Origin of the sequence: Maribacter aquimaris (assembly GCF_014596745.1) — a bacterium.
GTDB classification, from domain to species: Bacteria; Bacteroidota; Bacteroidia; order Flavobacteriales; family Flavobacteriaceae; genus Maribacter_A; species Maribacter_A aquimaris.
In genome coordinates this window covers 17656-44213 of record NZ_JABTCF010000005.1, presented here as the reverse complement: position 1 = coordinate 44213, position 26558 = coordinate 17656, and the positions used below count along the sequence as shown (strand labels likewise).

Here is a 26558-nt window from a genome sequence, read left to right as displayed (position 1 = left end):
TTTTGGGATAGGATTCTTTTGGTATTACCTAGAACCTATTGAAAACAATAACAATCCATCCCTATTCCATATGGGTATGGGCATAAAAAAATCCCTTTGGTTTGTGGCCAAAGGGATGTAAAAAAAATGTTTTGTAATGACTACTGATTCATGGTCATTAAGAACTCATCATTATTCTTGGTCTGTTTAATACGTTGTTCAATGAATTCCATGGCTTCGATAGGATTCATATCAGCAAGGTATTTACGCAAGATCCACATACGCTGAATGGTGCTTTCATCAAGTAGTAAGTCATCCCTACGTGTACTGGAGGAAGTAAGATCGATTGCTGGGAATATTCTTCGGTTACTGATTTTACGGTCTAACTGAAGTTCCATGTTACCAGTTCCTTTGAATTCCTCAAAGATAACTTCATCCATCTTAGAGCCGGTATCTGTCAATGCCGTAGCAATAATCGATAGTGATCCGCCGTCTTCAATATTACGGGCAGCTCCGAAGAATCGTTTTGGTTTATGAAGGGCGTTGGCATCAACACCACCACTCAATACCTTACCTGAGGCCGGTTGTACGGTGTTGTAGGCCCGGGCCAATCGGGTAATTGAATCCAATAGGATAACCACATCGTGTCCGCATTCAACCAAACGTTTGGCTTTTTCCAAAACAATATTGGCAACACGTACGTGTTCAGTGGCTTCCTTGTCAAAGGTCGAGGCAATGACCTCTCCTTGTACATTACGTTGCATATCGGTGACCTCTTCTGGTCGCTCATCGATAAGCAAGACAATTAAATATACCTCTGGGTGGTTTGCCGCAATGGCATTTGCCACGTCTTTCAACAACATGGTCTTACCGGTTTTGGGCTGGGATACGATCATTCCCCTTTGTCCTTTTCCTATAGGTGAGAACATATCGATAATACGGGTAGAGATACTGCTCTGACGATCGGCAAGATTGAATTTTTCCTCAGGAAACAAAGGTGTCAAGTGTTCAAAAGAAACACGGTCGCGTACGACCTGGGGATCAATACCATTGATTTTGCTCACTTTGATCAGGGGAAAATACTTTTCACCTTCTTTGGGTGGGCGTACATTTCCTAGTACGGTATCCCCGGTTTTAAGTCCGAACAATCGAATTTGTGATTGTGATACATAAATATCATCCGGAGAGGATAGGTAATTATAATCCGAAGAACGTAAGAAACCATAGCCATCCTGCATGATGTCAAGGACACCTTCGCTGGCGATGATACTATCGAATTCGAATTCTGGTTCCTTGTAACGGTTCTTTAGGTCTTTGTCGAAATTACTATTGCGTTTATCCTGCCCACTTTTTTGATGGGTAGGTTTTTTTGCAATTTGGTTTTTATGGGGTTGTGGACCTTTTTTTGCATTCTGTCCGTTGTTGGCCCTAGGGTTTGGTCTGCTGTTTTCGCCTTGCGGTTTCTTTGCAGGAGCTTCGGGGGTGTTTGGGGCACTGGGGGTGGGAGCTTTAGGGGCTTCCATTTTTGTGTCCTCGGTGGTCGTATTGCCCTCGGTTTTCTTATCGTTGGCGACCCGCGTTCGTTTTGGACGCTCTATTGGTTTTTTTGCCGCTGGTTTCTTTTCAGCGACTCTCTTTTCAGTTGGTTTTTTTTCCACAGGCTTTTTTTCAATGGAAACCGAGGCTATTTCTTCGGTGGCTTTGGGATTTGCCGCTTGCACGTCCAAAATTTGGTATACAAGGTCCAACTTTTTCATGGACTTGAATTTAGGTACTTTCAAGCCTTTCGCTATTTCCTGAAGTTCAGGAAGCTTTTTTGATTTTAAATCTGAAATCTCAAACATTAAATGTGATATAAATTATACGTCTTTAGACAAAATTAAGAAGTGTATTATTACTTGGGTTTTACTAAGGGAAGAATCCCGTATTGGTAAGTGATATAACTAATAACGCAACAATATTACAAATTATTTTCAATTATTCGGGGATATTTTTTAAAAGACATGTATTTTTGCCATTGAAAATCGTTATTAAAGCAATGATTCAAAGAATTCAGACCATTTATCTTGTTCTTGTCGCCTTATTGGGTGGCGTGGCGCCTTTTGTGGCCTATCTTTGGTTGGATGCCAAGGGAATGGAATTTTTTGCCCAAAACGATATTTTGGTTTCCACCATCTTTTATGGGTCGGGAGCTTTGGCATTGATTGCCGTATTCTTGTATAAAAAACGACAAAATCAATTTGTGTTGAACAGATTGAACATGATATTGAATCTTTTTTTACTAGGATTTTTCGTTTACCGATCGCTAAACTTATCCGGAGAGACCTTGGTCTCTGAGAAGGGTATTGGGATGTTGATTCCTGTATTTTCTATCGTTTTTTTGGTCCTGGCCAACAGGGCTATTAAGAAGGATGAGGATCTTGTAAAATCTGTGGATCGTTTGCGTTAAGCCTAACATCTTAGTAGTATTAGTGCGTGTAAACCCCGATGGAAGCATCGGGGTTTTTTATTTTTCAATAAATCTTTTTGTTTCGAAATGATTCCTAATCAGTAGCTTTTGTAGCATCGTTCCAATCGTCGGTCCTGAATGAGGATGCGGGTAGAAGATTGGTATCGTACAGCGTACCCACGACCCAGTTGCGCCAAGCATACCTTACGGCGGCAGGGTTTGGTACTTTAGTGTTCTTTACCAGTACGTTTTTACGGTCAATGATGGTTGCATCTGCAGGGTAAAAGACTCTGTCCTTTCCTGCGATCTCAAATCCTTGCAAACCTTCATAAGAAAAAAGGCCTGTATCGGCGTTGTCAAATTTTAAAAGGAGTCCATCTTCCTGTGCTTCAAAAGAAGCAAAGGTCGGCCCGACATAGTCCAGGGTATTGAATCCGTACGTCTTATTCAAGGCAATGTAAAGCAAGCGGTCGGCAACTTCTTTCTTTTTTGGAGGATGAATGCAATAGTCGTCACCGATATCCATGGTGACGGCCATACCGGAATTAGGGATGAGGTCTAAACATTGTAATTGTGTCTCACGAATAAAAGCGGAATTGTTGGCAGTGGAGAAAACCTCATTGCCATCGTATATGAATGGGGCAATTTGCACATAATAAAAAGGGAAATCACCAAGGTCCCATCGTGTTCTCCAGTCTTTTACCATGGCAGGAAAGAGTTTTTTGTAATTTTCCGGTTCTTCGCGGTTCGATTCGCCTTGATACCACAACGCTCCTTTAATGGTGTATGGAATCAACGGATGGATCATCGAATTGTATAGGGCCGTAGGAATATGGTTGGTGCGTTTTGTGATGTCTAACCCATCAAGGTCCACTTTTTGATAGTTCTCCATGGCTTCCTTACTTAGCCACGCCTGTACGCTACTTCCTCCCCAAGAGGTGTGGATCATTCCGACTGGTACGTCTAGGATTTCTTGTAATCGCTGTCCGTAAAAATAGGCTATGGCACTAAAATCCTTAACGGTTTCAGGACTTGCGGCTTGCCATCCGGTATATTTTTCAACATCCTTTAAGGGGGTTTTGGAACCGATCCTATCTACAGTGAACAGTCGTAAATTTGGATTCTTGGATGAGGAAATGGCTTCCAATGCCCCAAATACAGGTTGCCCGGTATAGCCGTTCAGCGGTTGTTGCATGTTTGATTGGCCCGAACAAAGCCAGACTTCCCCAAAAAGAATATTTTCCAGTAAAATATTCGAACCATCCCCAGTTATGTTTATCGTTTGCGGTTTTTTGTCATTAGTGGTTTGTATCCCCGTTTTCCAGTTTCCCGATTTATCGGTTGTTATCTGTAGGGGGGTATTCAGCCATGAGGCCTTGATGGTAATTTTTTTACCAGCTTCGGCCCATCCCCAAAGCGTTACGGTTGCATTGCGCTGTAAAACCATATCGGAAGATACAATGGCGGGCAATTTCACTTCCGCCCGGCCCGGGGTGGTAAGTAAAAGGCATAAAAGCATTAGGGAGTACAAAGGTATTTTTTTCATTCTTTAAGGTTTTAATGGGAGCTTTATGCTTCCTTTTGATTTAAGTGTTTTGGTGTATCTCTTGATTTGTACCATAAAAATAGAGTAAACTTAACGTTTGCCCAATTCAATAATCTCTAAATCTTTGATGTCCTTTCCGTCAATCACAAAACGCAACATGGTACGTACCTGATGAAATCCGTGTTTTCCACATGCCCCGGGATTCATATGCAGTAGCCCCAATTTTTTGTCCCACATGACCTTTAATATGTGTGAATGCCCACTGATGAACAATTTAGGCGGATTCGCCTTTATGTCTTTGTAAACGTTACTGTTGTATTTTGGGGGGTATCCCCCGATATGGGTGATCCAAACATCAACGTCCTCACACTTGAATCGCTGGTGCAAGGGGAATTCCTTCTGGATCACATGGTCGTCTATATTTCCGTGAACACCCCTTAGGGGTTTTAGGGCCTCAATGCTGTCGGTGACCTTTAAACTACCAATATCACCGGCATGCCAAACCTCATCGGCTTGCTTCACATATTTTATAATGGCATCATCAATATGGCTATGGGTGTCCGATAGCAAAAGTATTTTGGTCATAAAACTTAAATTAAGCTTAAAAATATGGGTTTGGCCCCTGTATTTAGAAGGAACGAAGTATCTTTGAACACCACAAAAATAGGCGTTTCACTTGAGATATTTCATCGTTTTTTCATACTTCGGGAAGTCGTATCACGGTTGGCAAATACAACCCAATGCCATTACGGTACAGGAAGTTTTGGAAGATGGATTGTCCAAATTGTTGCGCCAAAGCTTATCCGTGGTCGGTGCAGGTAGGACGGATGCGGGGGTGCATGCCAAACAAATGTATGCCCATTTCGATTTTGACGGGGAGTTTGATGCGGATGAATTGGTTTACCGGTTGAATGCCTTGTTGCCCGATGATATTGCCATTGCCGAAATACGTGCGGTTAAGGAAGATGCCCACGCCAGGTTTGATGCCATTGAACGCACTTATGAGTATTGGATAACGCAGGAAAAGAATCCGTTTTATTCGGAAAGTGCCCACTATTTGAGGCATCGTCTTGATGTTCAGGCGATGAATGAGGCGGCAAGGTTGCTGCTGGAACACCGTGATTTTGAGTGTTTTTCAAAATCGAATACCGATGTACGAACCTTTAATTGTGATGTTAAAAGGGCGGAATGGACCGTGGATGCCGATAAATTGGTGTTTACGATTGTGGCAGATCGCTTTCTTCGCAATATGGTCAGGGCCGTTGTGGGTACCCTTATCGAAGTCGGAATCGGGAAATCGGATTTGGAATATGTTAGAAACGTATTGAAAAGCAAGGACAGGTCGTTAGCTGGGCCTTCTGTCCCCGCAAAAGGATTATATTTGACCAAAATTAGCTACCCAGAGGCATTACAAAAATATGAGTAAAGAAACAGGAAAAGCATTTGATACCGGTTTGTTCAAGCGTCTAATGACGTATACGAAACCCTATAAGCTAACCTTTTATGGTGTAGCTGTTTCCGCCATTCTACTTTCGGCCTTTGCAGTGATGACCCCGTTTTTATTACGGATGCTTATCGACGATGCCATCATGAAATCCAATCCGGAGAAATTGCTTTTTCTCGTGATAGCGATGTTGGTTGTGCTCTTGGCGCAGGTCACCTTCCAATTGTTTTTTAATTATTACGCGAATTGGTTGGGGGAGTCGGTGATAAAGGATGTCCGTATTCGGCTGTTTCAACATATGCTGAATTTTAGGATGACGTATTTTGACAATTCTTCCCTAGGGGTTTTGGTAACCCGTGCGGTGGCCGATATGCAACGTATTGGGGAAATCTTCAGTCAAGGGTTTTTTGTCATTGTTGCTGATTTGTTGAAAATGTTCGCCGCTGCCGCATTGATGATTTATATGAACTGGAAACTCGCCTTGATCGTATTTTCCCTTTTGCCAGTGATCCTCTATGCAACACGATTGTTTCAAAAGGCCATGAAGGTTGCTTTTATCGAGGTAAGGGCCGAAGTGGCCAATCTAAATTCCTTTGTACAGGAAAGGATCGCGGGAATGAAAATCGTACAATTGTTTACCCGGGAAAAGATTGAGAGTGAAAAATTCAGGGAAATCAATGAAAAGCATAAAAAGGCATGGTTGAAAACGGTATGGTACAACTCCATATTCTTTCCCATCGCCGAAATCGTAAGTTCTTTGGCCATTGGTTTGGTGGTTTGGTATGGGGGACTCATGAATGTCGCCAATATCTCTAGCAGTGAGGCGGGTACTATTTTTGCCTATATCCTATGTATCGAGATACTTTTTAGACCCTTGCGACAAATTGCCGATAAGTTCAACACCTTACAGATGGGCATGGTTGCGGCCAATAGGGTTTTTTCCATTTTGGATACTGAAAGTAAGATGGATGATTCCGGAACCTATGGGGACAATACCAAGGTCAGGGGTGATATTACCTTTACCGATGTACATTTTGGTTATTTAAAAAACGAGGAAGTCCTTCATGGTATTTCGTTCGAGGCGAAGGCGGGTGAAACCATTGCCATTGTTGGGGCAACAGGTGCCGGTAAATCAACGATCATAAATTTACTGAATCGTTTTTATGAGATTAATTCAGGACAGATATTGATTGATGGTGTTGATAGTAAGGACTTTAAATTGGCAGCTTTACGATCGCACATCGCCGTGGTATTGCAGGATGTTTTTCTTTTTGCCGATACCATTGTCAATAATATTTCACTCAAGAACAAAGATGTAGGTCTTGAGGATGTAGAGGCGGCGGCCAAGGAAATCGGGGTCCATGAATTTATTGAAAGCCTTCCTGGAGGGTATGGGTTCAATGTAAAGGAACGTGGCTCCATGCTATCCAGTGGCCAACGTCAGTTAATAGCCTTTCTCAGGGCCTATGTCAGTAATCCCAGTATCCTTATTTTGGACGAGGCCACTTCTTCGGTAGATACCTATTCCGAACAATTGATACAGCGTGCTACCGATAAAATTACGGAGGGAAGAACGTCTGTGATCATTGCCCACCGCTTGGCTACTATAAAAAAGGCCGATAAGATTTTGGTCATGGAAGCGGGTAAGATCGTTGAGGCCGGAACACACGGTGAGTTGCTCAAAAAAGGTGGGTACTATAATAAGCTTTATGAATCCCAGTTTATGGAAGAGGAAGCGGCCTAAACCAAATCTTCCTTTATCATATTGCCCAATTCCACAAGATCGTCGAACAATACAAATTCCCCATTTTTGATGTAAGAGATATTTCCGGTCTCCTCACTGACTACAAGAGCCAAAGCATCGGTTCGCTCCGTAATACCGACCGCTGCCCTATGACGTAGTCCAAAGCGCAAAGGGATACTGCGTTCGTTCGAAACCGGTAGGATTACTCGGGTGGCTACGATATAATTATCCTCGATAACCGCAGCGCCATCATGTAAGGGGCTGTTTTTAAAGAAAATACTACCTAATAAGGGTTGGTTGACCTCGGCGAACATCTTATCCCCTGAGGATTTTACAAAATCGAGGGAGTTATTTCGTTTGATAACGATAATGGCACCGGTTTTTGTCCGCGCCATGGCCTCACAGGCCTTTAGGATAGGATCGATATTAGTACTTGCCGTTATGTCATCCGGTTTTAAGAAACGGAACCGGCGAATGAAATTTCGTTTATTCGCAAAATTTGTAGAGCCGACCATCAAGAGGAATTTTCGTATTTCCTGTTGAAATACGATAATTAGGGCAATCAGCCCTACCTGCATAAAACCGCCAACCATACTACTTATCATTTTCATGTCCAACAACTCGGTAAGTTTCCAGAACCCCCAAATGATGACGATGCCAATGAATATATTGATGGCAACCGACCCGCGAACAAGTTTGTATATATAATAAAGTAGTAAGGCGACTAAGATAATGTCGATAATGTCGGTAATCTTAAAGTCGAGAAAATTCAAAAAATCCAATCCTAGCCGTTTTTGTAAAATTAACAAAATTTGATGAACAAAATACGCTTCGTTTATTTAGTTAGCAGATCATTCAATCGTATACACTCCATGGCAGCTTCCACATCGTGGACCCTAAGGATCTGTGCCCCATTCCGTAGTGCCACCATATGCAGTGCCGTAGTGCCATTCAATGCTTCTTGGGGCGTTTTGTCCAATACCTTGTATATCATCGATTTTCTGCTAATGCCCACTAAAATAGGGAGGTTCAGGGTTTGCAATAAATCCATTTTTTGGAGAAGGCTATAATTCTGTTCCAAGGTCTTGCTAAAGCCAAACCCGGGATCGATAATGATATCGTTGATATGGTGTTCCCTTGCCTTGGCGATCCGTTCCGAGAAATAAAATAACATTTCGGTGATCAAGTTTTTATAATCGGTATGCTGTTGCATGTTTTGTGGGGTACCCTTCATATGCATCATAATATAAGGTACCTGATGTTTGGCGACCACCTTGAACATCTGGGGATCCTGCAGGCCTGCTGCAATGTCATTGACGATAGCAGCCCCCTCACCCAAACAGGCATCGGCCACTTGACTGCGAAAGGTGTCAACGGACAGAATGATATCGGGGAAGGCTTTAACGAGCTTGGAGACAATGGGGGTAATCCTCGAAAGTTCTTCTTCCGTGTTTACCGCCGCCGCTCCCGGTCTGGAACTATAGGCACCTACATCGATAAAGGTGGCGCCCTCCAGAAGCATTTTCTCTACTTGGGTCAGGATTTGCCGTTCTTCACGGTATTTTCCCCCGTCATAAAAAGAATCGGGGGTTAGATTGAGTATGCCCATAACTTTGGGGGTGGACAAATCAATAAGGTTTCCATTGCAATTCAAGGTCATACGACAAAAGTAAGATTCAAAGTTGCCCCTATAAAGTTTGATAAACCAAACATAAAACACGAACTTTGAGGTTTAAAATATTTTAGGCGAAATTTACGCAAATTAGTAATATTACATGCAGCAGACTTCCGAACAATACGACGCCGTAATTAAAATATGTAGGGATTTATTCCAGAAGAAGATGAAAGACTACGGCAGCGCATGGCGTATTCTGAGATTACCTTCCCTTACCGATCAAATATTCATTAAGGCACAACGGATTCGAGGACTTCAGGAAAATGAGGTTCAAAAGGTGGATGAGGATGAACGTTCCGAATTTATCGGAATCATCAATTATTCGATCATGGCCCTGATACAACTTGAAAAAGGCGTGGTAGACCAACCCGATCTATCGGAGGAGGAAGCCGTGACCTTGTTCGACAAGCATGCCAAGGTCACCAAATCATTGATGGAGGATAAAAACCATGACTATGGGGAGGCTTGGCGCGATATGCGTGTTAGTTCCTTGACCGATCTGATCTTGCAGAAGTTGTTGCGGGTAAAACAAATAGAGGACAATAAGGGCGCTACCTTGGTCAGTGAGGGTATCGATGCCAATTATCAGGACATGGTAAATTATGCCGTTTTCGCAATGATTCATTTAAAAGAGGATTCCGAATGAAATACGTAGTGGGTTTTAGTAGAATATTCGTTGGCTTTTTATTCATATTCAGTGGTTTTGTAAAACTTAACGATCCTGTTGGTTTTACCTTTAAACTGGAGGAATATTTTAGTGAGGCGGTTCTTAATCTTACCTTTTTAATGCCTTACGCACTAGGGTTTGCACTTTTTGTGGTTGTTTTTGAAATTCTTCTGGGGGTTATGTTATTGCTGGGCTTTAGGCTCAAGTTCACCTTATGGAGTTTATTCCTGATGATCGTATTCTTCGGATTTTTAACCTTCTATTCGGCTTATTTCAATAAAGTAACCGACTGTGGTTGCTTTGGTGATGCCGTTAATTTGACACCCTGGGGCTCCTTTACGAAGGATATGGTGTTATTGGTGTTCATTATCATCCTACTTGTCGGGAAAAAGTATTTAAAGCCTATTTTCGGTTCGGGTACAAGAAGGGTTGTAACCGCAATGGCCTTAGTGGCCTGTGCCTTATTCGCAAATCATGTATTGCGCCACCTTCCAGTAATCGATTTTAGACCCTATAAGATTGGGGAGAATATCAAGGAAGGAATGGTCATGCCGGAAGATGCACAAGAAGCCGTATTCGAGTACGCTTGGAAGTTCAATGTGGATGGAACGGAAAAAGTGATTGTTACCCATGGGGATTACCCTTCGGTTGATGGGGAATTCATCGATGTGGAGACCACTGAAATCGTAAAAGGATATGAACCACCGATCCATGACTTTACCATTGAGCAAAATGGGGAGGATTTTGCCCCTGCATTATTGGAGGAACCAAAGTTGATGATGATCGTTTCCTATGACCTTTCAAAAAGTGATGCGGACGCCTTTCCAAAATTGGCAGAGACGATCGTAAAGGCCAAGGACAAAGGATATAAAGTCATTGGGATGTCAGCCTCAAGTCCGGAAAAATCGGCAGAATGGGTCAAGAAATACAACCTGGGCACTTCCTTTTATTTTACCGATGAAACAGCTTTAAAGACCATAGTACGCTCCAATCCCGGGGTATTGACGTTGGAAAAAGGGACCATAACACAGAAGGTTCACCATAATGATTTGGAAGATTTAAGATTTTGATTTTATGAAGTACCTTAGGAAAACACTTATTTTAATAACCTTTTTAACCGTTCTACTGACCCGTGCCCAGGAGCATACCTTTTCCCAGGCCGCTTTGAATGATTCATTGGTGAGTTTGATCGGTGATAAGGTAACCTTCGATTCCTTGATCAAGGCACATAAGGGCAAGACCATACTTTTGGATATTTGGGCCTCTTGGTGTAAGGATTGTGTCGTGGGTATGCCCACGGTCAAGAAATTGAAAGAGGAGTTTCCCGAAATAGCATTTGTATACATCTCCTTGGATAGGAATGCGGCAAGTTGGAAAAAAGGCATCAAGCGATTTGGCATATCGAATGGGTCACATTTTTGGGCCAGCGAGGGTTGGAAGTCAGATCTTTTCAAGGATATCGATTTGGATTGGATCCCTAGATATATGGTTTTGGATGCACAAGGGAATATTAAATTATATAAGGCCATTAAGGCCAGTGATAAAGAGATTGTAAAACAATTAAGAAAGAGTAAATCATGAGGAAAAAAATAGTAGCAGGTAACTGGAAAATGAATAAGAACATGCAAGAAACCGAGGCATTATTGTCTGAGGTTTCCGCTAAATTGCCAGATACAACTGGAACGGTTATGGTATCCCCAACCTTTGTAAATTTGGCTAGTGCCGTAAACCATTTGGAGGATTCTACCATAGAGGTCATTGCCCAAAACATGCATTTTGCTGAAAGTGGCGCCTATACGGGTGAGATTTCAGCCGATATGTTATTGAGCATAGGTGTCAATACCGTTATTTTGGGTCACTCCGAACGTAGGGCCTATTTTGGTGAAACCGATGAGATTCTTGAGAAAAAAGTAAAGGCTGCCCTAGCCAAGAACATGACTGTAATGTTCTGTTTTGGTGAGGAATTGGCCGATCGTAAATCCGATAACCATTTTAGTGTGGTCGAAAGTCAATTGAAAAATGCACTTTTTGGATTGGATGCCAGCGCTTGGAGCAGTATTATTTTGGCTTACGAGCCTGTATGGGCCATTGGTACTGGAGAAACAGCTTCCCCAGAACAAGCCCAGGAGATGCACGCTTTTGTACGTAAGACCATAGCGACTGCCTTTGACCAGACTATTGCCGACAACGTATCCATTCTTTATGGAGGTAGTGTTAAGCCTTCCAATGCGGAGGAGATTTTCTCCAAACCGGATGTAGACGGAGGCCTTATTGGTGGTGCCGCATTGGTTGCGGATGATTTCATTGCTATCGTTAAAGCGATCTAAGTTTTAATTTATATATTGTAAATGCCCCTTAAATTTGCTTTAAGGGGCATTCTTTTCCTAGAAACCCTTACGCATGTCAAATACCATATATATAGAATACAATTTTAGGATTTCCCCATTGCAACCCACCTCGGATATTTTGATTGCCGAACTGGGTGCTATTGGCTTTGAGAGTTTTGTCGAGAACGAAACCGGTATTCAGGCGTATATACAAAAAGAGGAATGGCAGGCTGATATGTTGAACGAGGTTGGTATTCTATCAAACCCGGATTTTGACATCACTTATGAAGTGAAGGAAATAGAACAGGAAAATTGGAATGCCACGTGGGAGCAGAACTTTAAGCCCATAACGGTAGGGGAGGTCTGTGAGGTACGGGCTCCTTTTCATGAAAAGTCCAACGTTACCTACGATATCGTCATAGAACCCAAGATGAGTTTTGGTACGGGACATCATGAGACCACGCATATGATGTTGCAATTTATCTTAGACCATGATTTCAAAGGCAAAACGGTCCTTGATATGGGAAGTGGTACCGGGGTTTTGGCCATACTGGCCGAAATGAGGGGGGCAGTGTCCGTAGATGCCATAGATATCGATAATTGGTGTTACCTCAATGCCATGGAGAATGTGGAGCGAAACCATGGTAAGCATATAAAGGTTTACGAAGGGGATGCTTCCTTGTTGAAAGATCAAAAGTACGATGTAATCATCGCCAATATCAACAGGAATATATTGCTTTCCGATATTCCCGAATATGCCAAATGCCTGACTGGGGGCGGGCAGTTGTTCCTAAGTGGTTTTTATAAGGAGGACATCCCTCTTATCACTGAAAAATGTAATGAATTCGGCCTTCGGTTTGAAAAAAATCAGGAAAAAAATAATTGGGTTGCCGTAAAATATGTATTTTAGGGAAGGTTATTCCGATATTAAAATATTGAATTATGGGTACTAAGGAAAAAATTTCGGAAGAATTACTGCTTGAGGAAGAAACAGTAAAGCAAAACGAAATTGTACTTTTTAATGATGAGGTAAATACGTTCGATCATGTTATCGACACCCTTATCGATGTTTGTGAGCACACGCCCGAACAGGCCGAACAATGCTCTTTGATTGTTCACTACAATGGTAAATGTACTGTGAAAACAGGCGAATACAAAGATTTGGAACCACGATGCAGCCGTTTGTTGCAAGCAGGTTTAAGTGCTGAAATCGTGTGATTTAAACCACGCCCTGTTTTTTTATAGCCTTATTTTTTATAGGGATAATGCCGAATTCCCAAAGTATAAACACTTAGATTTTAGCGCACTAATAGATTAATTTGCATTAGTGGGCGCTATACGGATTGATTATTTTTAACATATAATCAATCTGAAAATCCATGTCTACTTTTGAAAAGATTTCCATTAAAGAAAAAATAGGGTATGCCCTAGGGGATGGTGCAGCGAATATTGCGTGGCGGGGAGTAGCCACTTTCTTGTTCATTTTTTATACCGATGTATTCGGATTGAGTCCAGTTACCGTTGGGGTATTGATGCTCGTAGCCCGTTTTAGCGACGGTATCAGCGATGTGCTCATGGGCATTATCGGGGATCGTACAACATCAAAATACGGTAAATTCCGTCCTTGGATCTTATGGACCGCCATACCCTTGGCCGCCATTCTGTCCCTCTTGTTCACGAGTCCGGACTTGGGCGAGACCGGAAAGATCGTATACGCCTATGTTACCTATATCTTTTTTACGTTGATCTATACGGCCAACAATGTGCCTTATGGGGCGTTGATGGCGGTCATGACAGGGGACGACAAAGAACGCACCAGTTTGGGGTCTTATCGCATGGTCGGTGCTTTTGGTGGGGGTATGTTGGTACAGGGAGCCTTGTTGTTCCTCGTGGCCTATTATGGTAATGTCGATCCAACCATTGCCATTGATCAATTGGATGATGATACTTATAAAGTGGTTGTTTCCACACATACCGATGTGGAGAATGTAAATATAAAGACCGAAGACGGGATTGCCTTGTTCACTTGGGATGATAGCCAAGTGGTCACAGGAGAAAATACGCCTACCCATGGCAAGAGTTTTTCCATGCAGGCCAATCAGGACTATGCCTTTATCGTTGCTGGGGAGCCAAACCTGTCCAAGGACAAGATTACCATTATCGACCAAAAACAAGGATATAGCAATGCCATGTACCTGATGTCTGTTTTTCTTGCGATCTTAATGTTCCTGACCTTCTATTCTACCAAAGAGCGAATACAACCCCCGAAAGAACAAAAGAACAATCTTAGACAGGATTTCAAAGACCTTATTGCCAACAAACCGTGGTTGGTGTTATTGGTTATCGGGTTATTGTTCAACGTCTACAATTCCATCAAACAGGGGATTGTCATTATTTACTTTACGCATTATCTGAACGATCAGCTTTTGGGGGCCTCCTTCTTGATCGGGCTTATGGTCGCCTCGGTATTGGGTGCCATGGCTACAGCACCTTTAGGCAATAGGCTGGGCAAACGCAACCTGTTTATTTATGCGCTATTGTTTTCAGGTGGGGTCAATGCCCTATTGTTCTTTTGCGGTCCTGAAGATATTACCGCCATATTCACCATTGGTATTATCTCCGAATTTGCCGCTGCCATTTTCCCAACCTTGTTTTTTGCCATGTTGGGTGATGCTGCCGATTATTCCGAGTTTAAGAATGGCCGTAGGGCTACCGGACTGATCTATTCGGCAGGTTCCTTTGCCACCAAATTCGGCGGAGGTATTGCCGGGGCGATCATCGGAATGATCTTGGGTGCGTTTCATTACAGCGGACAGGATGCCGATTCCATACAAGGGGCCATCCCCGGAATCATCATGCTGATGAGTTGGGTACCCGCTTTGATCACCGTGCTGGCAGCGGGATTAATGTTCTTATATCCATTGACACAAAAGAAATTGGATGAGATCACCCTGGAACTTAAAGAGCGAAGGCTTCAGGAATGAAAATCAAAAATACAATGACTTGATCCAAGAATATCCTTTGACGCAACACGACATTGGTGCATCGGAGGGTATTCCTTCTAAGAAGGTAGATACTCAAACATCACAAACACTAACACTAACATTTACACATGAAATACGGCCATTTTGACGATACGAACAGGGAGTATGTAATTACAAACCCCCAGACCCCTTACCCATGGATCAATTACCTGGGTAATGAGGATTTCTTTTCCTTAACCTCCAATACCGGAGGTGGGTATACCTTTTATAAGGATGCCAAATTTAGAAGGTTAACGCGTTACAGATATAATAATGTGCCTATTGACGATGGGGGAAAGTACTTTTATATCAAGGATGGGGATACCACTTGGTCGCCAGGTTGGAAGCCTGTGAAAACCCCATTGGATAGTTATGAGTGCCGTCACGGTATGAGCTACACCAAATTCAATAGTTCCAAGAATGGGGTAGCGGCACAGATCCTTCAATTCATACCCTTGGGCTTTTGGGGCGAGCTTCAAAAAGTTTCCTTAAAGAACACTTCTTCGGAAACCAAAAAACTGAAACTGTTCTCTTTTATCGAATGGTGCCTGTGGAATGCCGAGGACGATATGACCAACTTCCAACGTAACTTTTCCACTGGGGAAGTGGAAGTACAGGATTCTACCATTTACCACAAGACCGAATTCAAGGAACGGCGTAACCACTATGCCTTTTATAATGTAAATGCCCCGATAGATGGGTATGATACGGATCGAGAATCGTTTTTAGGCCTGTATAACGGATTTGATAATCCCGATGTCGTTAACGACGGAACTCCAAAGAACACCGTGGCCCATGGTTGGTCGCCTATCGCATCGCACTATATTGAGGTGGAATTGCAACCGGGTGAATCCCGGGATTTTATCTTTATGTTAGGCTATGTTGAAGTGGCTCCCGAAGATAAATGGGAAAGCAAAGGGGTTATCAATAAGAATCCGGCCAAGGACATGATGGCAAAATTCGATACCGTTGAAAAAATCGATGTGGCCTATGAGGAACTGCGTACCTATTGGGACCGACTTCTAGGCAAGATCAATATAGATTCCGGGGATGATCGTTTGGATCGTATGGTGAATATCTGGAACCAATACCAATGTATGGTCACCTTCAATATGTCGCGCTCGGCTTCTTTCTTTGAATCGGGAATCGGACGTGGAATGGGCTTTAGGGACTCCAATCAGGATTTGATCGGCTTTGTACACCAAATTCCGGAACGGGCCAGGGAACGTATCTTTGATATCGCATCAACGCAGTTCGAGGACGGTTCGTGCTACCACCAATACCAACCTTTGACCAAAAAGGGGAATTCGGCCGTTGGGGGCGATTTTAATGATGATCCTTTATGGTTGATCCTATCCACCACGGAATATATCAAGGAAACAGGGGATTTTTCACTGTTGGATGAAATGGTGCCTTTCGATAATGATGCATCACGCGCCAAACCGCATTTCGACCACTTAAAAGCCTCTTTCTACCATGTAGTAAACAATTTAGGGCCTCATGGATTACCGCTTATCGGGCGTGCCGATTGGAACGATTGCCTGAATTTGAATTGTTTTTCCGAAGATCCTAATGAGTCTTTCCAGACCACAGGGAACAAAAAAGGAAGCACGGCGGAATCACTGATGATTGCCGGACTTTTCGTGGTCTATGGAAAGGAATATGTAAAACTGTGCAAACGCATAGGGAAGGATGCCGAGGCCCAAGAAGCCGAAACCCATGTGGATGCCATGATCGAAGCCGTTAAGAAAGACGGTTGGGATGGTGATTGGTACCTACGGGCCTATGATTATTACGGTAAGAAAATAGGATCCAACGAAAACGAGGAAGGCAAGATCTTTATCGAATCACAAGGATGGTGTACCATGGCCGGGATCGGACAGGAAGAAGGGATGGTAGAAAAGTCGTTGAATGCCGTAAAAGAGCATTTGGACTGTGACTACGGTATTGTTTTGAACAGTCCCGCCTTCACCAAATACTACATTGAATATGGGGAAATATCGACCTATCCTGCAGGGTATAAGGAAAACGGGGGTATCTTCTGCCATAACAACCCATGGATCATGATCGGGGAAACCGTTTTGGGTAGGGGAGAACAAGCCTATGAATACTACACCAAAATAGCCCCGAGTTTCTTGGAGGATATTTCGGAACTGCACCGTGTGGAGCCGTATGTATATTGCCAAATGATCGCCGGAAAGGAAGCATCCAAACCTGGGGAGGCCAAAAACTCTTGGTTGTCAGGAACCGCTTCGTGGAACTTCTTTGCGATTACCCAATACATCCTCGGTGTAAAAACCGATTATGACGGACTGGTCATTGATCCCTGTATCCCTGCAAAATGGGACGGATTCAAAATGACACGGGAATATCGTGGGGCCACGTATAATATCGAAGTACAGAATCCCAACCATATCAGTAAGGGCGTAAAACGCATCTTGGTGAACGGGTCGGAAATCGATTCGAAAATCGTGCCCATATTGGAAGCCGGAAAAGAACATTCTGTACAAGTGGTAATGGGGTGACCTAATGCGGTATCTTGTCCTTCAGCACCCCATAAACGAAGGTACCAAGGAGGGCCGCAGCGATTACAATGAGCATGCTAAAGACGCCTGCTCCCACTAAAATGTACATGGGTCCTGGACATGCACCTGCCAGGGCCCATCCCAATCCGAAAATACTACCTCCGAGAAGATAGCGGGTAAACCCTCTTTCTTTGGGGTTGATATTTATTTTATGTCCCTCTATGTTTTTGAGTCCACTGCGTTTCATCAAGGCTACACCGATGATCCCCAAGAATACGGCCGATCCTATGATGCCGTACATATGAAAGGACTGGAATTTAAACATTTCATAAATGCGATACCAGGAGACTGCTTCGGACTTTACCAATATGATTCCGAAAACCACACCGACGAATAGATATTTCAATAATTTCATGATGTCGTAAATATTAGGGGTAAGATGAAGTGTGTCATAATCAGACCACCGATAAAAAAGCCGATAACGGCCACTAAGGAAGGTTTTTGCAGATTGCTCAATCCTGAAATGGCATGGCCCGAGGTACAACCTCCGGCATAGCGGGTACCGAAGCCGACCAAAAAGCCGGCAATAATGAGGATAGACATGCCCTTAACGGTCAAGACCGCATCCCAGTCATATATTTCCGGGGGCAATATGGCCGCACCTGCATTTTGGAACCCTAAGGTCTCCAAATCGGTTAGTGTATCTGGCGAAAGCGCAATGTTAGACCCGTCGGACAGGAAATTCACGGCAATAAATCCACCTAAGACAGCACCAAGGACGACCACTAGGTTCCAGCGTTGGGCTTTCCAGTCGAATTTAAAGAAATCGGCATATTTACCGGCCCCTCCGATACTACATAAGGTTCTAAGGTTCGATGACATACCGAACGATTTGCCGAAGTAGAACAGCAGTAGCATAACCAAAGTGATCAATGGCCCGGTGACATACCAGGGCCAAGGTTGAAGAATTATATCCATTCCAAAGTTTTTTGCAAATATAGACGAATGGATTTATTCGGTTTTTTTCGTGGAAGCTTACACCTTAGCGTGCTATTTATATTTGATTGTTCGTGTGATTACCCATAATCCTCAACGACTTATATTTATTTTCGTGGTAAATCAAGGGATTCCCATACTGGTTTTAGGAAGGCATCCATATCACATAAGACCTTGTCATTTCGACGGAGGGAGGAACGAGCGACGAGAAATCTTATAATAATGCGATTCCTCTTCGTACCTCATTCGGAATGACAGGCTGACTTTAAAAAGAATGTCAGCCTTGTAAATCAATGTTTCCATATGGTTCGAGAAGTTTATCGATAAGTTTTCTGGCATATTTTAGTTTTCGTAGCAAATCAAGGTATTTCCATAAGGGATGAAGGAAGGCATCCATATCACATGGGACCTTGTCATTTCGACAGAGTGAGGAACGAGCGACGGGAAATCCCATACTTTTATGCTAGTGCGATTTCGCTTCGTACCTCATTCGGAATGACGGGCTGATTTTAAATAGTATATTCGTCCTATTAAAAACATAGTAATGAAATTCCTCTTTCCCATTTTCCTATTTGGTAGTATGTTGTGTGCCCAAACCAACCGCTACGAAATCTCTTTTGACAATGCCGTACACCACGAAGCGGTGGTACAAGGAACCTTCCCCGAGCTGAAAACCGATACGGTGGCCTTTCGGATGAGCCGTTCTTCCCCCGGGCGTTATGCCCTGCATGAATTTGGCAAGAATGTGTACGCTTTTAAGGCGATCGACAGCAAGGGGAAAGTATTGGAAGTTTTACGCCCAGACCCGTACCAATGGTTGGTTACAGGTCACGATGGCACAATTACCATTAGTTATATTTTATTTGCCAATAGGGGTGGGGGTACGTATTCACAAGTGGATGAAACCCATGCCCATTTGAACATACCGGCGACCTTTATGTACGCCCCAGCTTTGGAAGATCGTAAAATCGAGGTGGATTTTAAAGTTCGGGAAGATTTAAAATGGAAGGTAGCCACACAAATGCCTTTGGTTTCCGGCACGACCTATTCGGCCCCGAACCTCTATTATTTTATGGACAGTCCTACGGAAATAAGCAATTTTTCCGTTCGGGAGTTTGAGGTGGAGGACCATGGAAAAAAACAAAAGATACGCTTTGTACTCCACCACAATGGTACGGAGGAGGAATTGGATGCCTATTTCGAAAATGTAAAGAAAGTCGTACTGGCCGAGCGGGAGGTCTATGGCGAATTGCCCGATTTTGATTATGGTACCTACACGTTTTTGGCCTGTTATGTCCCCAATGCCTCGGGTGATGGTATGGAGCATAGAAACTCCACCATCCTAACGAGCACACGCAGTTTGGCCAATGGTGGTGCGGAAGGGAATATCGGTACGGTATCCCATGAGTTTTTCCATGCTTGGAACGTAGAGCGTATCCGTCCGAAAGGGTTGGAGCCTTTTGATTTTGAAAAAGCGAATATGACTGGAGCCCTTTGGTTTGCCGAAGGGTTTACCAGTTATTATACGCGGTTGAACCTCTGCAGGGCGGGTATTATTTCCCCAGAGGCCTATATCGAAAGCATTACCGGTACGTTCAATTATGTATGGAACTCCCCGGCACGTCAGTTTTTCAATCCCATAGAAATGAGTTACCAGGCACCCTTTGTTGATGCGGCTACCACCGTGGATCCCGTAAATCGGGAAAATACATTTATCTCCTATTATTCCTACGGAAGTGTTCTCGGCCTTGCGTTGGATCTATCGCTGCGGGTGGAAAATTTGAACCTCGACGATTTTATGAAATTCGTTTGGAACGCCTATGGAAAATCTGAAAAACCCTATACCTTGGATAATCTTCAGCAAGCCTTGGCCGACTATGCGGGCCGAAATTTTGCCGATACTTTTTTTGATAACTATATCTACAAGAGTGGCATGCCCGACTACAAGTTACTTTTAAAGACTGTGGGCGTTACCTTGGCACAGGATGCAGAGGATCCTTATTTTGGGGCCTCGGTTTCCTTGAACGGGGATGGTCATGGGGAGATACGCTCCAACCCTAAAATGGGTACGCCTGCCTATGTGGCGGGATTGGATAAGGGGGACGAGATTACCGCTATCAATGGGCAGGGTTTTCCTGACGGACAACATTTTAGCACTTATATTCAAGGACTGAAAGTAGGGGATACCCTGAAAATCACCTTTAACCGTTACGGTGTGCAAAAGGAAACCAACGTCGTATTAGCATCCAACCCCAAATACCGTCTTTTCCTGTTGGAAAAGGAAGGGGCCAAGGTTTCTAAAAAGCAATTACGTCATAGAAGTGAATGGTTGAAAAAAGGGGGGAGTGATTAATAGGACACTATAGGTATTTTATTCAGAACCATGATGGCACGCACAATACTTTGGTATAAATCAGTATAGGCTCATTGTGCTAGCGAGGGGGTAAAACCGAAGCGAAGGGTTTTCCGGCCTATTTTAGTTTTCGTAGCAAATCAAGGTATTTCCATAAGGGATGAAGGAAGGCATCAATATCACATAAGACCTTGTCATTTCGACAGAGGGAGGAACGAGCGACGAGAAATCCCAGACTCCTATGCTAGTGCGATTCCTCTTCGTACCTCATTCGGAATGACAGGCTGACTTTAAAAAGAATGTCAGCCGTTGCGAATCAATGCCCCATTCGGTTTTAAAAGCTAATCGAAGGGTTTCCCGGCCTATTTTAATTTTCGTAGCAAATCGAGGAATTTACACATTGGCAATAGGAAGGCGTCCATAGAGCATTTCACGCTAGTGAAAGCGGCCTGGGCGCTGTGGACGTGGAAATTCCGTAGATTTCAAGAAAAGGAAAATCAGCCTAGCGTTTTTTGTTTCTTTTTTTGGCAATGCAAAAAAGAAAAGAAGCTGAAATTAAAGCAATGAGTAAATTAATCCATCTTTCGTTGGTATGGGAAAGAACCTTCTTAGACATGAACCATAATTCGAATCTATTTTCAATGTTCTTTCATTTTCTTTACTTGTCTAAAGAAAACGAAACAAAAGAAACGACACTCCTTCATTAGGTGCCCACAAAATAGAAGGAATTTTGTGACCGCCGATAGGGCCTAAATTATTTCCAAGGCTTCAATAATTCTTTACGGCCCTATCGCCTGCACTACAGAAGGAGGCCGACCCCGAAATATACCATCTCAAGTTTCGGACAGTTCGTTGTAAATCAATGTTTTCATATGGTTCGAGAAGTTTATCGATAAGTTTTCTGGCCTATTTTAGTTTTCGTAGCAAATCAAGGTATTTCCATACTGGTTTTAAGAAGGTATCCATAGCACATAAGACCTTGTCATTTCGACGGAGGGAGGAACGAACGACGGGAAATCCCAGACTCCTATGCTAGTGCGATTCCTCTTCGTACCTCATTCGGAATGACAGGCTGATTTTAAAAAGTATATTCGTCCTATGCTTTCTTTTTCTAATTTCAAGGATTTGAGCTGCATTTGCGAGATTGGTGCTAGGCCCTACTTTCGTAGGTGGTAATCACAAAAATGATCAGGGGGGAATCCCCGATATTTTTGATGCCGTGAAACCCACTGCCTCTCATACTGGTAATGTTGCCTCGTTCTACGTTGTATGTTTTTTCAGGGCTTTCCCAAGAATCTTTTTCAAGGTATTGGCCTTTGCCTGCTATAATAACATACAGCTCTTGCTCTTTTCGGGAACCGTGCGTATGGAGACCAACGGAATCCTTGGAAGTCGGTAAGATCATATAGGCCCCGATCCGGTTATGGACCAGCTCTTCTTTTTCCTCGAACATCTGTAGGAGGTATACGGTGCCATCGCCCCCGTACATCTTGGGTCTTTTATCGTATCGTATGACCCCTCTGGGCTTTTTGCCAAAGTGAATGGTGTTAAGGGTTATATGTTCTTCGATTAAGGTTTTAAGATAGGTTTTTTCACTTTCGGATACGTCTTCTCTTTTAGATGGGGTCATAATTCCAAATATTCAATAGGGTTTAAATAAAACATTTTTTTCCAGCCTTGTTTGTCCGAATCCATTCTCCAAACGTACGGCACCATGGTTACAATGGAATAGTGTAAATGGGGTGATTTTCCGGCGGCATTGCCACTGGTTCCGACGGTTCCGAGGATTGAATTTTTGGTCACGAAGGAGAATGATGAGGTTTTTAGTTTGTTTAAATGCGCATAGTAATGCAGTCTCCATTTGGGACCAAGGACCAAAACGAATTTTCCGCCCATACGTATTTCCCCGGCATACAACACCAGACCTGAAGTGGCCGCGTTGATTGCTGTTCCTGAGGTAGCAAAAATATCAACCCCTTTGTGGGTAACCGATTTTCCCCAAGGATAGAACCAAAACGTTTTTGGGTTATAATCGGATTTTGTAGCTCCCTTTACCGGCATTTTTAAATGCTGTGGAATCAAAAAACCGATGATCAAGAGGGTCAGTATAGTAAGTAGAACCTTTTTTCTTTTCCTCAATAGCGCCTCGGTTTTTGATTATTGTGAATGGTGTACATAGATGGTGTTTGGCGTTGTAGAACATATGCTGATCAATCCGTTACATCGTATGGTAAAGGTACTTATTTTCAGTTTTAGCACCATATAATTGGCTTACGTGGAGGGTGTTTTTTTACGATTATCCAGTAATAAAAAAGAGATGGTTGTAGGGTGTTTTTTTCATTTCTTAACGTAGAAATCTATTTTCATTATGAAATTTCAAAAATTCTATGTCAGGTAAAAATTTTGATGGCAAAAAAATATCTTTATTATTATATTGGAAAAAGTATTTCTCTAGAGAATCGGTTTTTTTTTGTTTCAATAAAGTAGTTGAAACTTTGATTTTGTAATTGGGTGTTATAGTAATTAAACCACGTTCAAATGCCTTATCGTGTAGGGCGTTGATAGCAATTCCGTTTCTAGGATTCAATCTATTTTTCTTATCGGTACTCCAAGGTTTTATATGTCCAGCGATTAATAGTTCGCTTTGGTTTAATCCAGTAATACAGCAGGTGTTATTGTAGGATGCTAAAATTGAGCTACGAAAAAAAGCTTGATTTACCCTCACTTTAATTACTTGTTCTCTTGTTTTTCCTTTAGGGAGATCATCTAAATCAATATTGTTGAGTTTTTCAATTGACTTGTTCTCTAATTTGGATAAAACCTCCTCACTCTCATAAGGCAATTCTTCCCAATTATTATAAAATTCATTCCAAATAGCCTTATCCAATTTACTTGTATTGGAAGCACCTTTTATTCCTCGTGCTTGTAAACTTGGATCTAGGCTAGCAAAATTCACTAATTTATATGCTATTGAACTTGGTGTTCGGCCTATTAGTTTTGCTAAATGAACTACTTGTGGATTAGTCCTGTGTAATCTACCAAATGGGAGTTTGCAATAAAGATTTATTGCTAAAATTAGTTCGTCTCTAGTCCAAAGTTTTTGACCTTCTTTCATTAACCACCTTTTTGTTTTATGATTTTATTTTTACAATGGTAAATTATATTGCAAGCTCCTCCTAGTTAGAACTGTCTATTATTCTAAAGCCTTCTAATTGCCCTATGTTTTTATCACTTAGAAATAATTGTGTGTCGCCTAATAATGTAAATGGAGTATAAAATTTTATCCTGTAATTTTAATTGTTGATAAAAACTGGTCTAGTTCATCATCGGTACAAAAATGAAAATCACTTTCAGTTTTATCCTGAAAAAAATGCAATAAATCCAAGTGACTTTTAAATACTCTAAACGAGTTTCCTTCATAATTATAAACAAAGAAGATTTTGTTTGAATCAACTTTTGATACAAGAACAGTTTCTATTGTTCTTGAGGCTCTTAAATATTCAGTGTTTATTGTTTGTAAAGTATTCATTTGATGAAGATATTCTGATAATGATATTCTAAAAAATCTTGTGAGGGAACAAATCTTTCTGGTTTGATAATATTTTGATTGTCATATTTTATAAAAAATTCGTTAACGGATTTTTCTTTTAAATAATCATCAAAATAATCTGAAACTTTAATTTTGAAGTCTGGTGTAACTGTAATAAAACCTTTGTCAAACGCTTTGTCGTGAATTGAATTTAAACATAATCCGTTATGAGGGTTTGTTCTATTCTCTCTGTCTTTTGACCAAGGTTTTATATGACTTGCAACCAAAAAATCTGGAATTGATAATCCTGTAATACAACACTTTGAATTATAAGTTGATAATATAGTACTTCTAAAAAAATTCTGATTTACTCTTGCTTTTATTGTGGATTCTTTGTCTTTTCCTTCAGGAAATGTTTCAAAGCTTCCTGTTTCAATTTCGTTGTTTTGAAATTTAGCTATCAATACTTCACTTTCGAAAGCTAATTCCTCCCAATTTCCATTAAAATCATTCCAAACTTCTTCTTCAAGTTTACTTCCATTAGCCAAACCCTTAATTCCTTGTTTTTTTAACTCTGGGTCAAGTCTTCCAAAATTGCCAATCTTCATATTTAATGCAGAAGGTGACCTTCCAATTATATTTGCATATTTTATAACGGTTGGGTTTGTCTTACTACTACTTTTAAAGGGTATTTTACAATACACATTAAAAGCGACGATAGTTTCTTCCCTTGTCCAATTGTTTTTTGTCATACTTTTCTTGTCATGATTTGGATTTAAGAGGAAATCTTTGAAGCATCATAGCTGTAACCCTAAATAAAAGTAGCACTATAAATTTCCTACAATTAAATGAAGTAAACAAGCCCAAATAGATAAACCTAAAATATAACCGATAACCGGCAACCCTGTTTTTTTATAGTCTTAGGGAGCCCTTCTATATTCATTTATATCCAAATTAATTTTCATCTAATAAATATCGAAACAATATTTTACAAAGCCTTACAGATATCCGTAAAGGGGGTGTTAATTTTATTCGTATTAGGGTCATTAGCCTATAACCTCAAAAAGTATCTAAAAAACAAAACCGCCATAAAAGGCGGTTTTTGTGGTGTCAATTTCAGGTAGCACGGATCAATCCTACTTTTTCCGGTGTTGGTGGTAGTGTTCGCATAGGTTTTGATCAATAAGGCCAAATTTTTTAAGGGCACACTACATATTAAAGACACCGCCATTGATGTCGAGGGTAGCACCGGTGATAAAGCCATCGTATTCGGAGGCTAGATAAACAACCGCTCGGGCTACGTCAGCCGCGTTACCTGCCCGTTGGATGGGAATGCCCGCTATTGTAGCAGCTGCTGATTCCTTGGTCGTATGGGTATTGTGGAATGAAGTGCCTAGGATCAATCCAGGGGCAACGGCATTGACCCTTGTGCCTTGGGGACCTAATTCTGAAGCAAGTGCCCGTGTGAACGTTAAAATGGCGCCTTTGCTGGTGGAATAGGCCAAAGACCCTGGGTGACCGCCTTTACGCCCGGCGAGTGATGCCAGATTTACAATACTACTGTCATCATGTTTGGCTAGATAAGGCGCTGCGGCCCGTGTTACAAACATCATGGAGGTGAGGTTGATGTCCATGACCTTCTGCCAGAACCCAGCCTCCATTTCACTCAGCATTTTACGCGCAACCAGGGAACCTGCGTTGTTGATCAGGATGTCCAATCCACCAAACGCCGCTACGGTTTTTTCGACCACGGCATTCGCATCGGCTTCTTGGGTTAAATCACCACCAATGGCAACCGCTTTTTGTCCTTTGCCAATGGCGTATGCTACCAATTGGTTCGCGGTATCGGCACTGGAAAAATAGTGGATAGCCACATTGGCACCGTTATCAATGAAGTGTCTGGTGATCGATTCGCCAATTCCTTGGGCACCAGCGGTTATGAGAACGTTTTTTCCGGTTAATTTCGTATTGTTTTTCATGTTGTTACTATCGTTTTAGCATGGATTGTCGTAGTGCTATCACTACTTGTCGTTATAGACGACAAACTTTTGTCCTTATATTCCTGGACGGGTCATACCATTGACCAACGTCTTAGTATAGGGGGGTGTTACGTATTTTAAGCATCTAATTTAGCAAATACAAACCGAAAAGAAAATCCGTGCCCCCCCGAAACTAGGGTTTGTAGGGAGGCTAACGTAAATAGTCGTTTTTATAATTAATGCATTTTGTGGCAGCCCTACTTTGGACCAGGGAAGGGTACGGTAATCCCACTCTTTTTGGTGTTTTCCGTTAATGGCCCGA

The 26558-nt window shown here is 42.2% G+C and carries 24 protein-coding genes; 12 read left to right on the top strand and 12 right to left on the bottom strand.

What is annotated here, in order from left to right; all coding sequences use genetic code 11:
* Positions 1–140 precede the first annotated feature (140 nt).
* Complete coding sequence (gene rho, locus HPE56_RS09435) at positions 141–1823, bottom strand: transcription termination factor Rho (RefSeq protein WP_188243532.1); 1683 nt, start codon at positions 1821–1823, stop codon at positions 141–143.
* Between the two features lie 194 nt (positions 1824–2017).
* Between rho and HPE56_RS09430 the strand changes: the two genes are divergently transcribed.
* Positions 2018–2428, top strand: a complete 411-nt coding sequence (locus HPE56_RS09430; RefSeq protein ID WP_188243531.1) for a DUF4293 domain-containing protein — start codon at positions 2018–2020, stop codon at positions 2426–2428.
* Between the two features lie 94 nt (positions 2429–2522).
* Here the strand turns inward: HPE56_RS09430 and HPE56_RS09425 are convergent, their stop codons facing one another.
* Positions 2523–3974, bottom strand: a complete 1452-nt coding sequence (locus HPE56_RS09425; RefSeq protein WP_188243530.1) for a sialate O-acetylesterase — start codon at positions 3972–3974, stop codon at positions 2523–2525.
* A 90-nt stretch (positions 3975–4064) separates the two neighbouring features.
* Positions 4065–4559, bottom strand: coding sequence for a metallophosphoesterase family protein (locus HPE56_RS09420; RefSeq protein ID WP_188243529.1), 495 nt, complete (start codon positions 4557–4559; stop codon positions 4065–4067).
* 91 nt (positions 4560–4650) lie between these two features.
* Between HPE56_RS09420 and truA the strand changes: the two genes are divergently transcribed.
* Both truA and HPE56_RS09410 read left to right on the top strand, forming a co-directional pair.
* Positions 4651–5400 (top strand): tRNA pseudouridine(38-40) synthase TruA, encoded by a 750-nt coding sequence (truA, locus tag HPE56_RS09415; protein ID WP_188243528.1) that lies wholly within the window; start codon positions 4651–4653, stop codon positions 5398–5400.
* A complete protein-coding gene (locus HPE56_RS09410; RefSeq protein ID WP_188243527.1) occupies positions 5393–7162 on the top strand; it encodes an ABC transporter ATP-binding protein in 1770 nt (589 codons plus the stop codon). Before truA ends, HPE56_RS09410 begins: the two co-directional genes overlap by 8 nt.
* On the opposite strand, the gene HPE56_RS09405 is transcribed toward HPE56_RS09410, so the two are convergent.
* Positions 7159–7944: a diadenylate cyclase gene (locus HPE56_RS09405; protein WP_188243526.1), complete on the bottom strand. Its 786-nt coding sequence runs from the start codon at positions 7942–7944 to the stop codon at positions 7159–7161. The two genes, HPE56_RS09410 and HPE56_RS09405, sit on opposite strands and share 4 nt — an antisense overlap.
* 53 nt (positions 7945–7997) lie before the next feature.
* On the bottom strand, positions 7998–8822 hold the full coding sequence (gene folP, locus HPE56_RS09400) for a dihydropteroate synthase (protein ID WP_188243525.1): 825 nt from the start codon (positions 8820–8822) through the stop codon (positions 7998–8000).
* 115 nt (positions 8823–8937) lie between these two features.
* On the opposite strand from folP, the gene HPE56_RS09395 reads away from it, so the two are divergent.
* The 8 genes from HPE56_RS09395 to HPE56_RS09360 all read left to right on the top strand — a co-directional run bounded on the left by HPE56_RS09395 (position 8938) and on the right by HPE56_RS09360 (position 17379).
* Entirely contained in the window at positions 8938–9483 is a 546-nt protein-coding gene (locus HPE56_RS09395; RefSeq protein WP_188243524.1) for a DUF1599 domain-containing protein, read from the top strand.
* Positions 9480–10574, top strand: a complete 1095-nt coding sequence (locus HPE56_RS09390) for a BT_3928 family protein (protein WP_188243523.1) — start codon at positions 9480–9482, stop codon at positions 10572–10574. The genes HPE56_RS09395 and HPE56_RS09390 overlap by 4 nt, the downstream gene beginning before the upstream one ends.
* Before the next feature lie 4 nt (positions 10575–10578).
* Complete coding sequence (locus HPE56_RS09385; protein WP_188243522.1) at positions 10579–11085, top strand: TlpA family protein disulfide reductase; 507 nt, start codon at positions 10579–10581, stop codon at positions 11083–11085.
* Positions 11082–11831 carry a triose-phosphate isomerase gene (gene tpiA, locus HPE56_RS09380; RefSeq protein WP_188243521.1) on the top strand — a complete coding sequence of 250 codons (750 nt, stop codon included), beginning with the start codon at positions 11082–11084 and terminating at the stop codon, positions 11829–11831. The genes HPE56_RS09385 and tpiA overlap by 4 nt, the downstream gene beginning before the upstream one ends.
* Positions 11832–11904: 73 nt before the next feature.
* Positions 11905–12741: a 50S ribosomal protein L11 methyltransferase gene (prmA, locus tag HPE56_RS09375; RefSeq protein ID WP_188243520.1), complete on the top strand. Its 837-nt coding sequence runs from the start codon at positions 11905–11907 to the stop codon at positions 12739–12741.
* 32 nt (positions 12742–12773) lie between these two features.
* Positions 12774–13049 (top strand): ATP-dependent Clp protease adaptor ClpS, encoded by a 276-nt coding sequence (locus HPE56_RS09370; RefSeq protein WP_109649409.1) that lies wholly within the window; start codon positions 12774–12776, stop codon positions 13047–13049.
* A 161-nt stretch (positions 13050–13210) separates the two neighbouring features.
* A complete protein-coding gene (locus tag HPE56_RS09365) occupies positions 13211–14815 on the top strand; it encodes an MFS transporter (RefSeq protein ID WP_188243519.1) in 1605 nt (534 codons plus the stop codon).
* A gap of 128 nt (positions 14816–14943) precedes the next feature.
* Positions 14944–17379, top strand: a complete 2436-nt coding sequence (locus tag HPE56_RS09360; protein ID WP_188243518.1) for a GH36-type glycosyl hydrolase domain-containing protein — start codon at positions 14944–14946, stop codon at positions 17377–17379.
* Between the two features lies 1 nt (position 17380).
* Here the strand turns inward: HPE56_RS09360 and HPE56_RS09355 are convergent, their stop codons facing one another.
* The gene (locus tag HPE56_RS09355) at positions 17381–17794 is read right to left on the bottom strand and encodes a DUF6691 family protein (protein WP_188243517.1); all 414 of its coding nucleotides are present in this window, start codon (positions 17792–17794) and stop codon (positions 17381–17383) included.
* Positions 17791–18357, bottom strand: a complete 567-nt coding sequence (locus HPE56_RS09350) for a YeeE/YedE family protein (protein ID WP_188243516.1) — start codon at positions 18355–18357, stop codon at positions 17791–17793. The genes HPE56_RS09355 and HPE56_RS09350 overlap by 4 nt, the downstream gene beginning before the upstream one ends.
* Positions 18358–18919: 562 nt before the next feature.
* Here HPE56_RS09350 and HPE56_RS09345 point away from each other — a divergent pair.
* Positions 18920–20728, top strand: coding sequence for a M61 family metallopeptidase (locus HPE56_RS09345; RefSeq protein ID WP_188243515.1), 1809 nt, complete (start codon positions 18920–18922; stop codon positions 20726–20728).
* Between the two features lie 1150 nt (positions 20729–21878).
* On the opposite strand, the gene HPE56_RS09340 is transcribed toward HPE56_RS09345, so the two are convergent.
* The 5 genes from HPE56_RS09340 to HPE56_RS09320 form a co-directional block, all read right to left on the bottom strand.
* Positions 21879–22358, bottom strand: a complete 480-nt coding sequence (locus HPE56_RS09340; RefSeq protein ID WP_188243514.1) for a cupin domain-containing protein — start codon at positions 22356–22358, stop codon at positions 21879–21881.
* A complete protein-coding gene (locus HPE56_RS09335; RefSeq protein WP_188243513.1) occupies positions 22355–22867 on the bottom strand; it encodes a M23 family metallopeptidase in 513 nt (170 codons plus the stop codon). Before HPE56_RS09335 ends, HPE56_RS09340 begins: the two co-directional genes overlap by 4 nt.
* A gap of 205 nt (positions 22868–23072) precedes the next feature.
* Complete coding sequence (locus tag HPE56_RS09330; protein ID WP_188243512.1) at positions 23073–23843, bottom strand: HNH endonuclease; 771 nt, start codon at positions 23841–23843, stop codon at positions 23073–23075.
* A gap of 410 nt (positions 23844–24253) precedes the next feature.
* Positions 24254–25009, bottom strand: a complete 756-nt coding sequence (locus tag HPE56_RS09325; RefSeq protein WP_188243511.1) for an HNH endonuclease — start codon at positions 25007–25009, stop codon at positions 24254–24256.
* Positions 25010–25465: 456 nt separating this feature from the next.
* Positions 25466–26236, bottom strand: coding sequence for an SDR family NAD(P)-dependent oxidoreductase (locus HPE56_RS09320; RefSeq protein ID WP_188243510.1), 771 nt, complete (start codon positions 26234–26236; stop codon positions 25466–25468).
* Between the last annotated feature and the right edge of the window lie 322 nt (positions 26237–26558).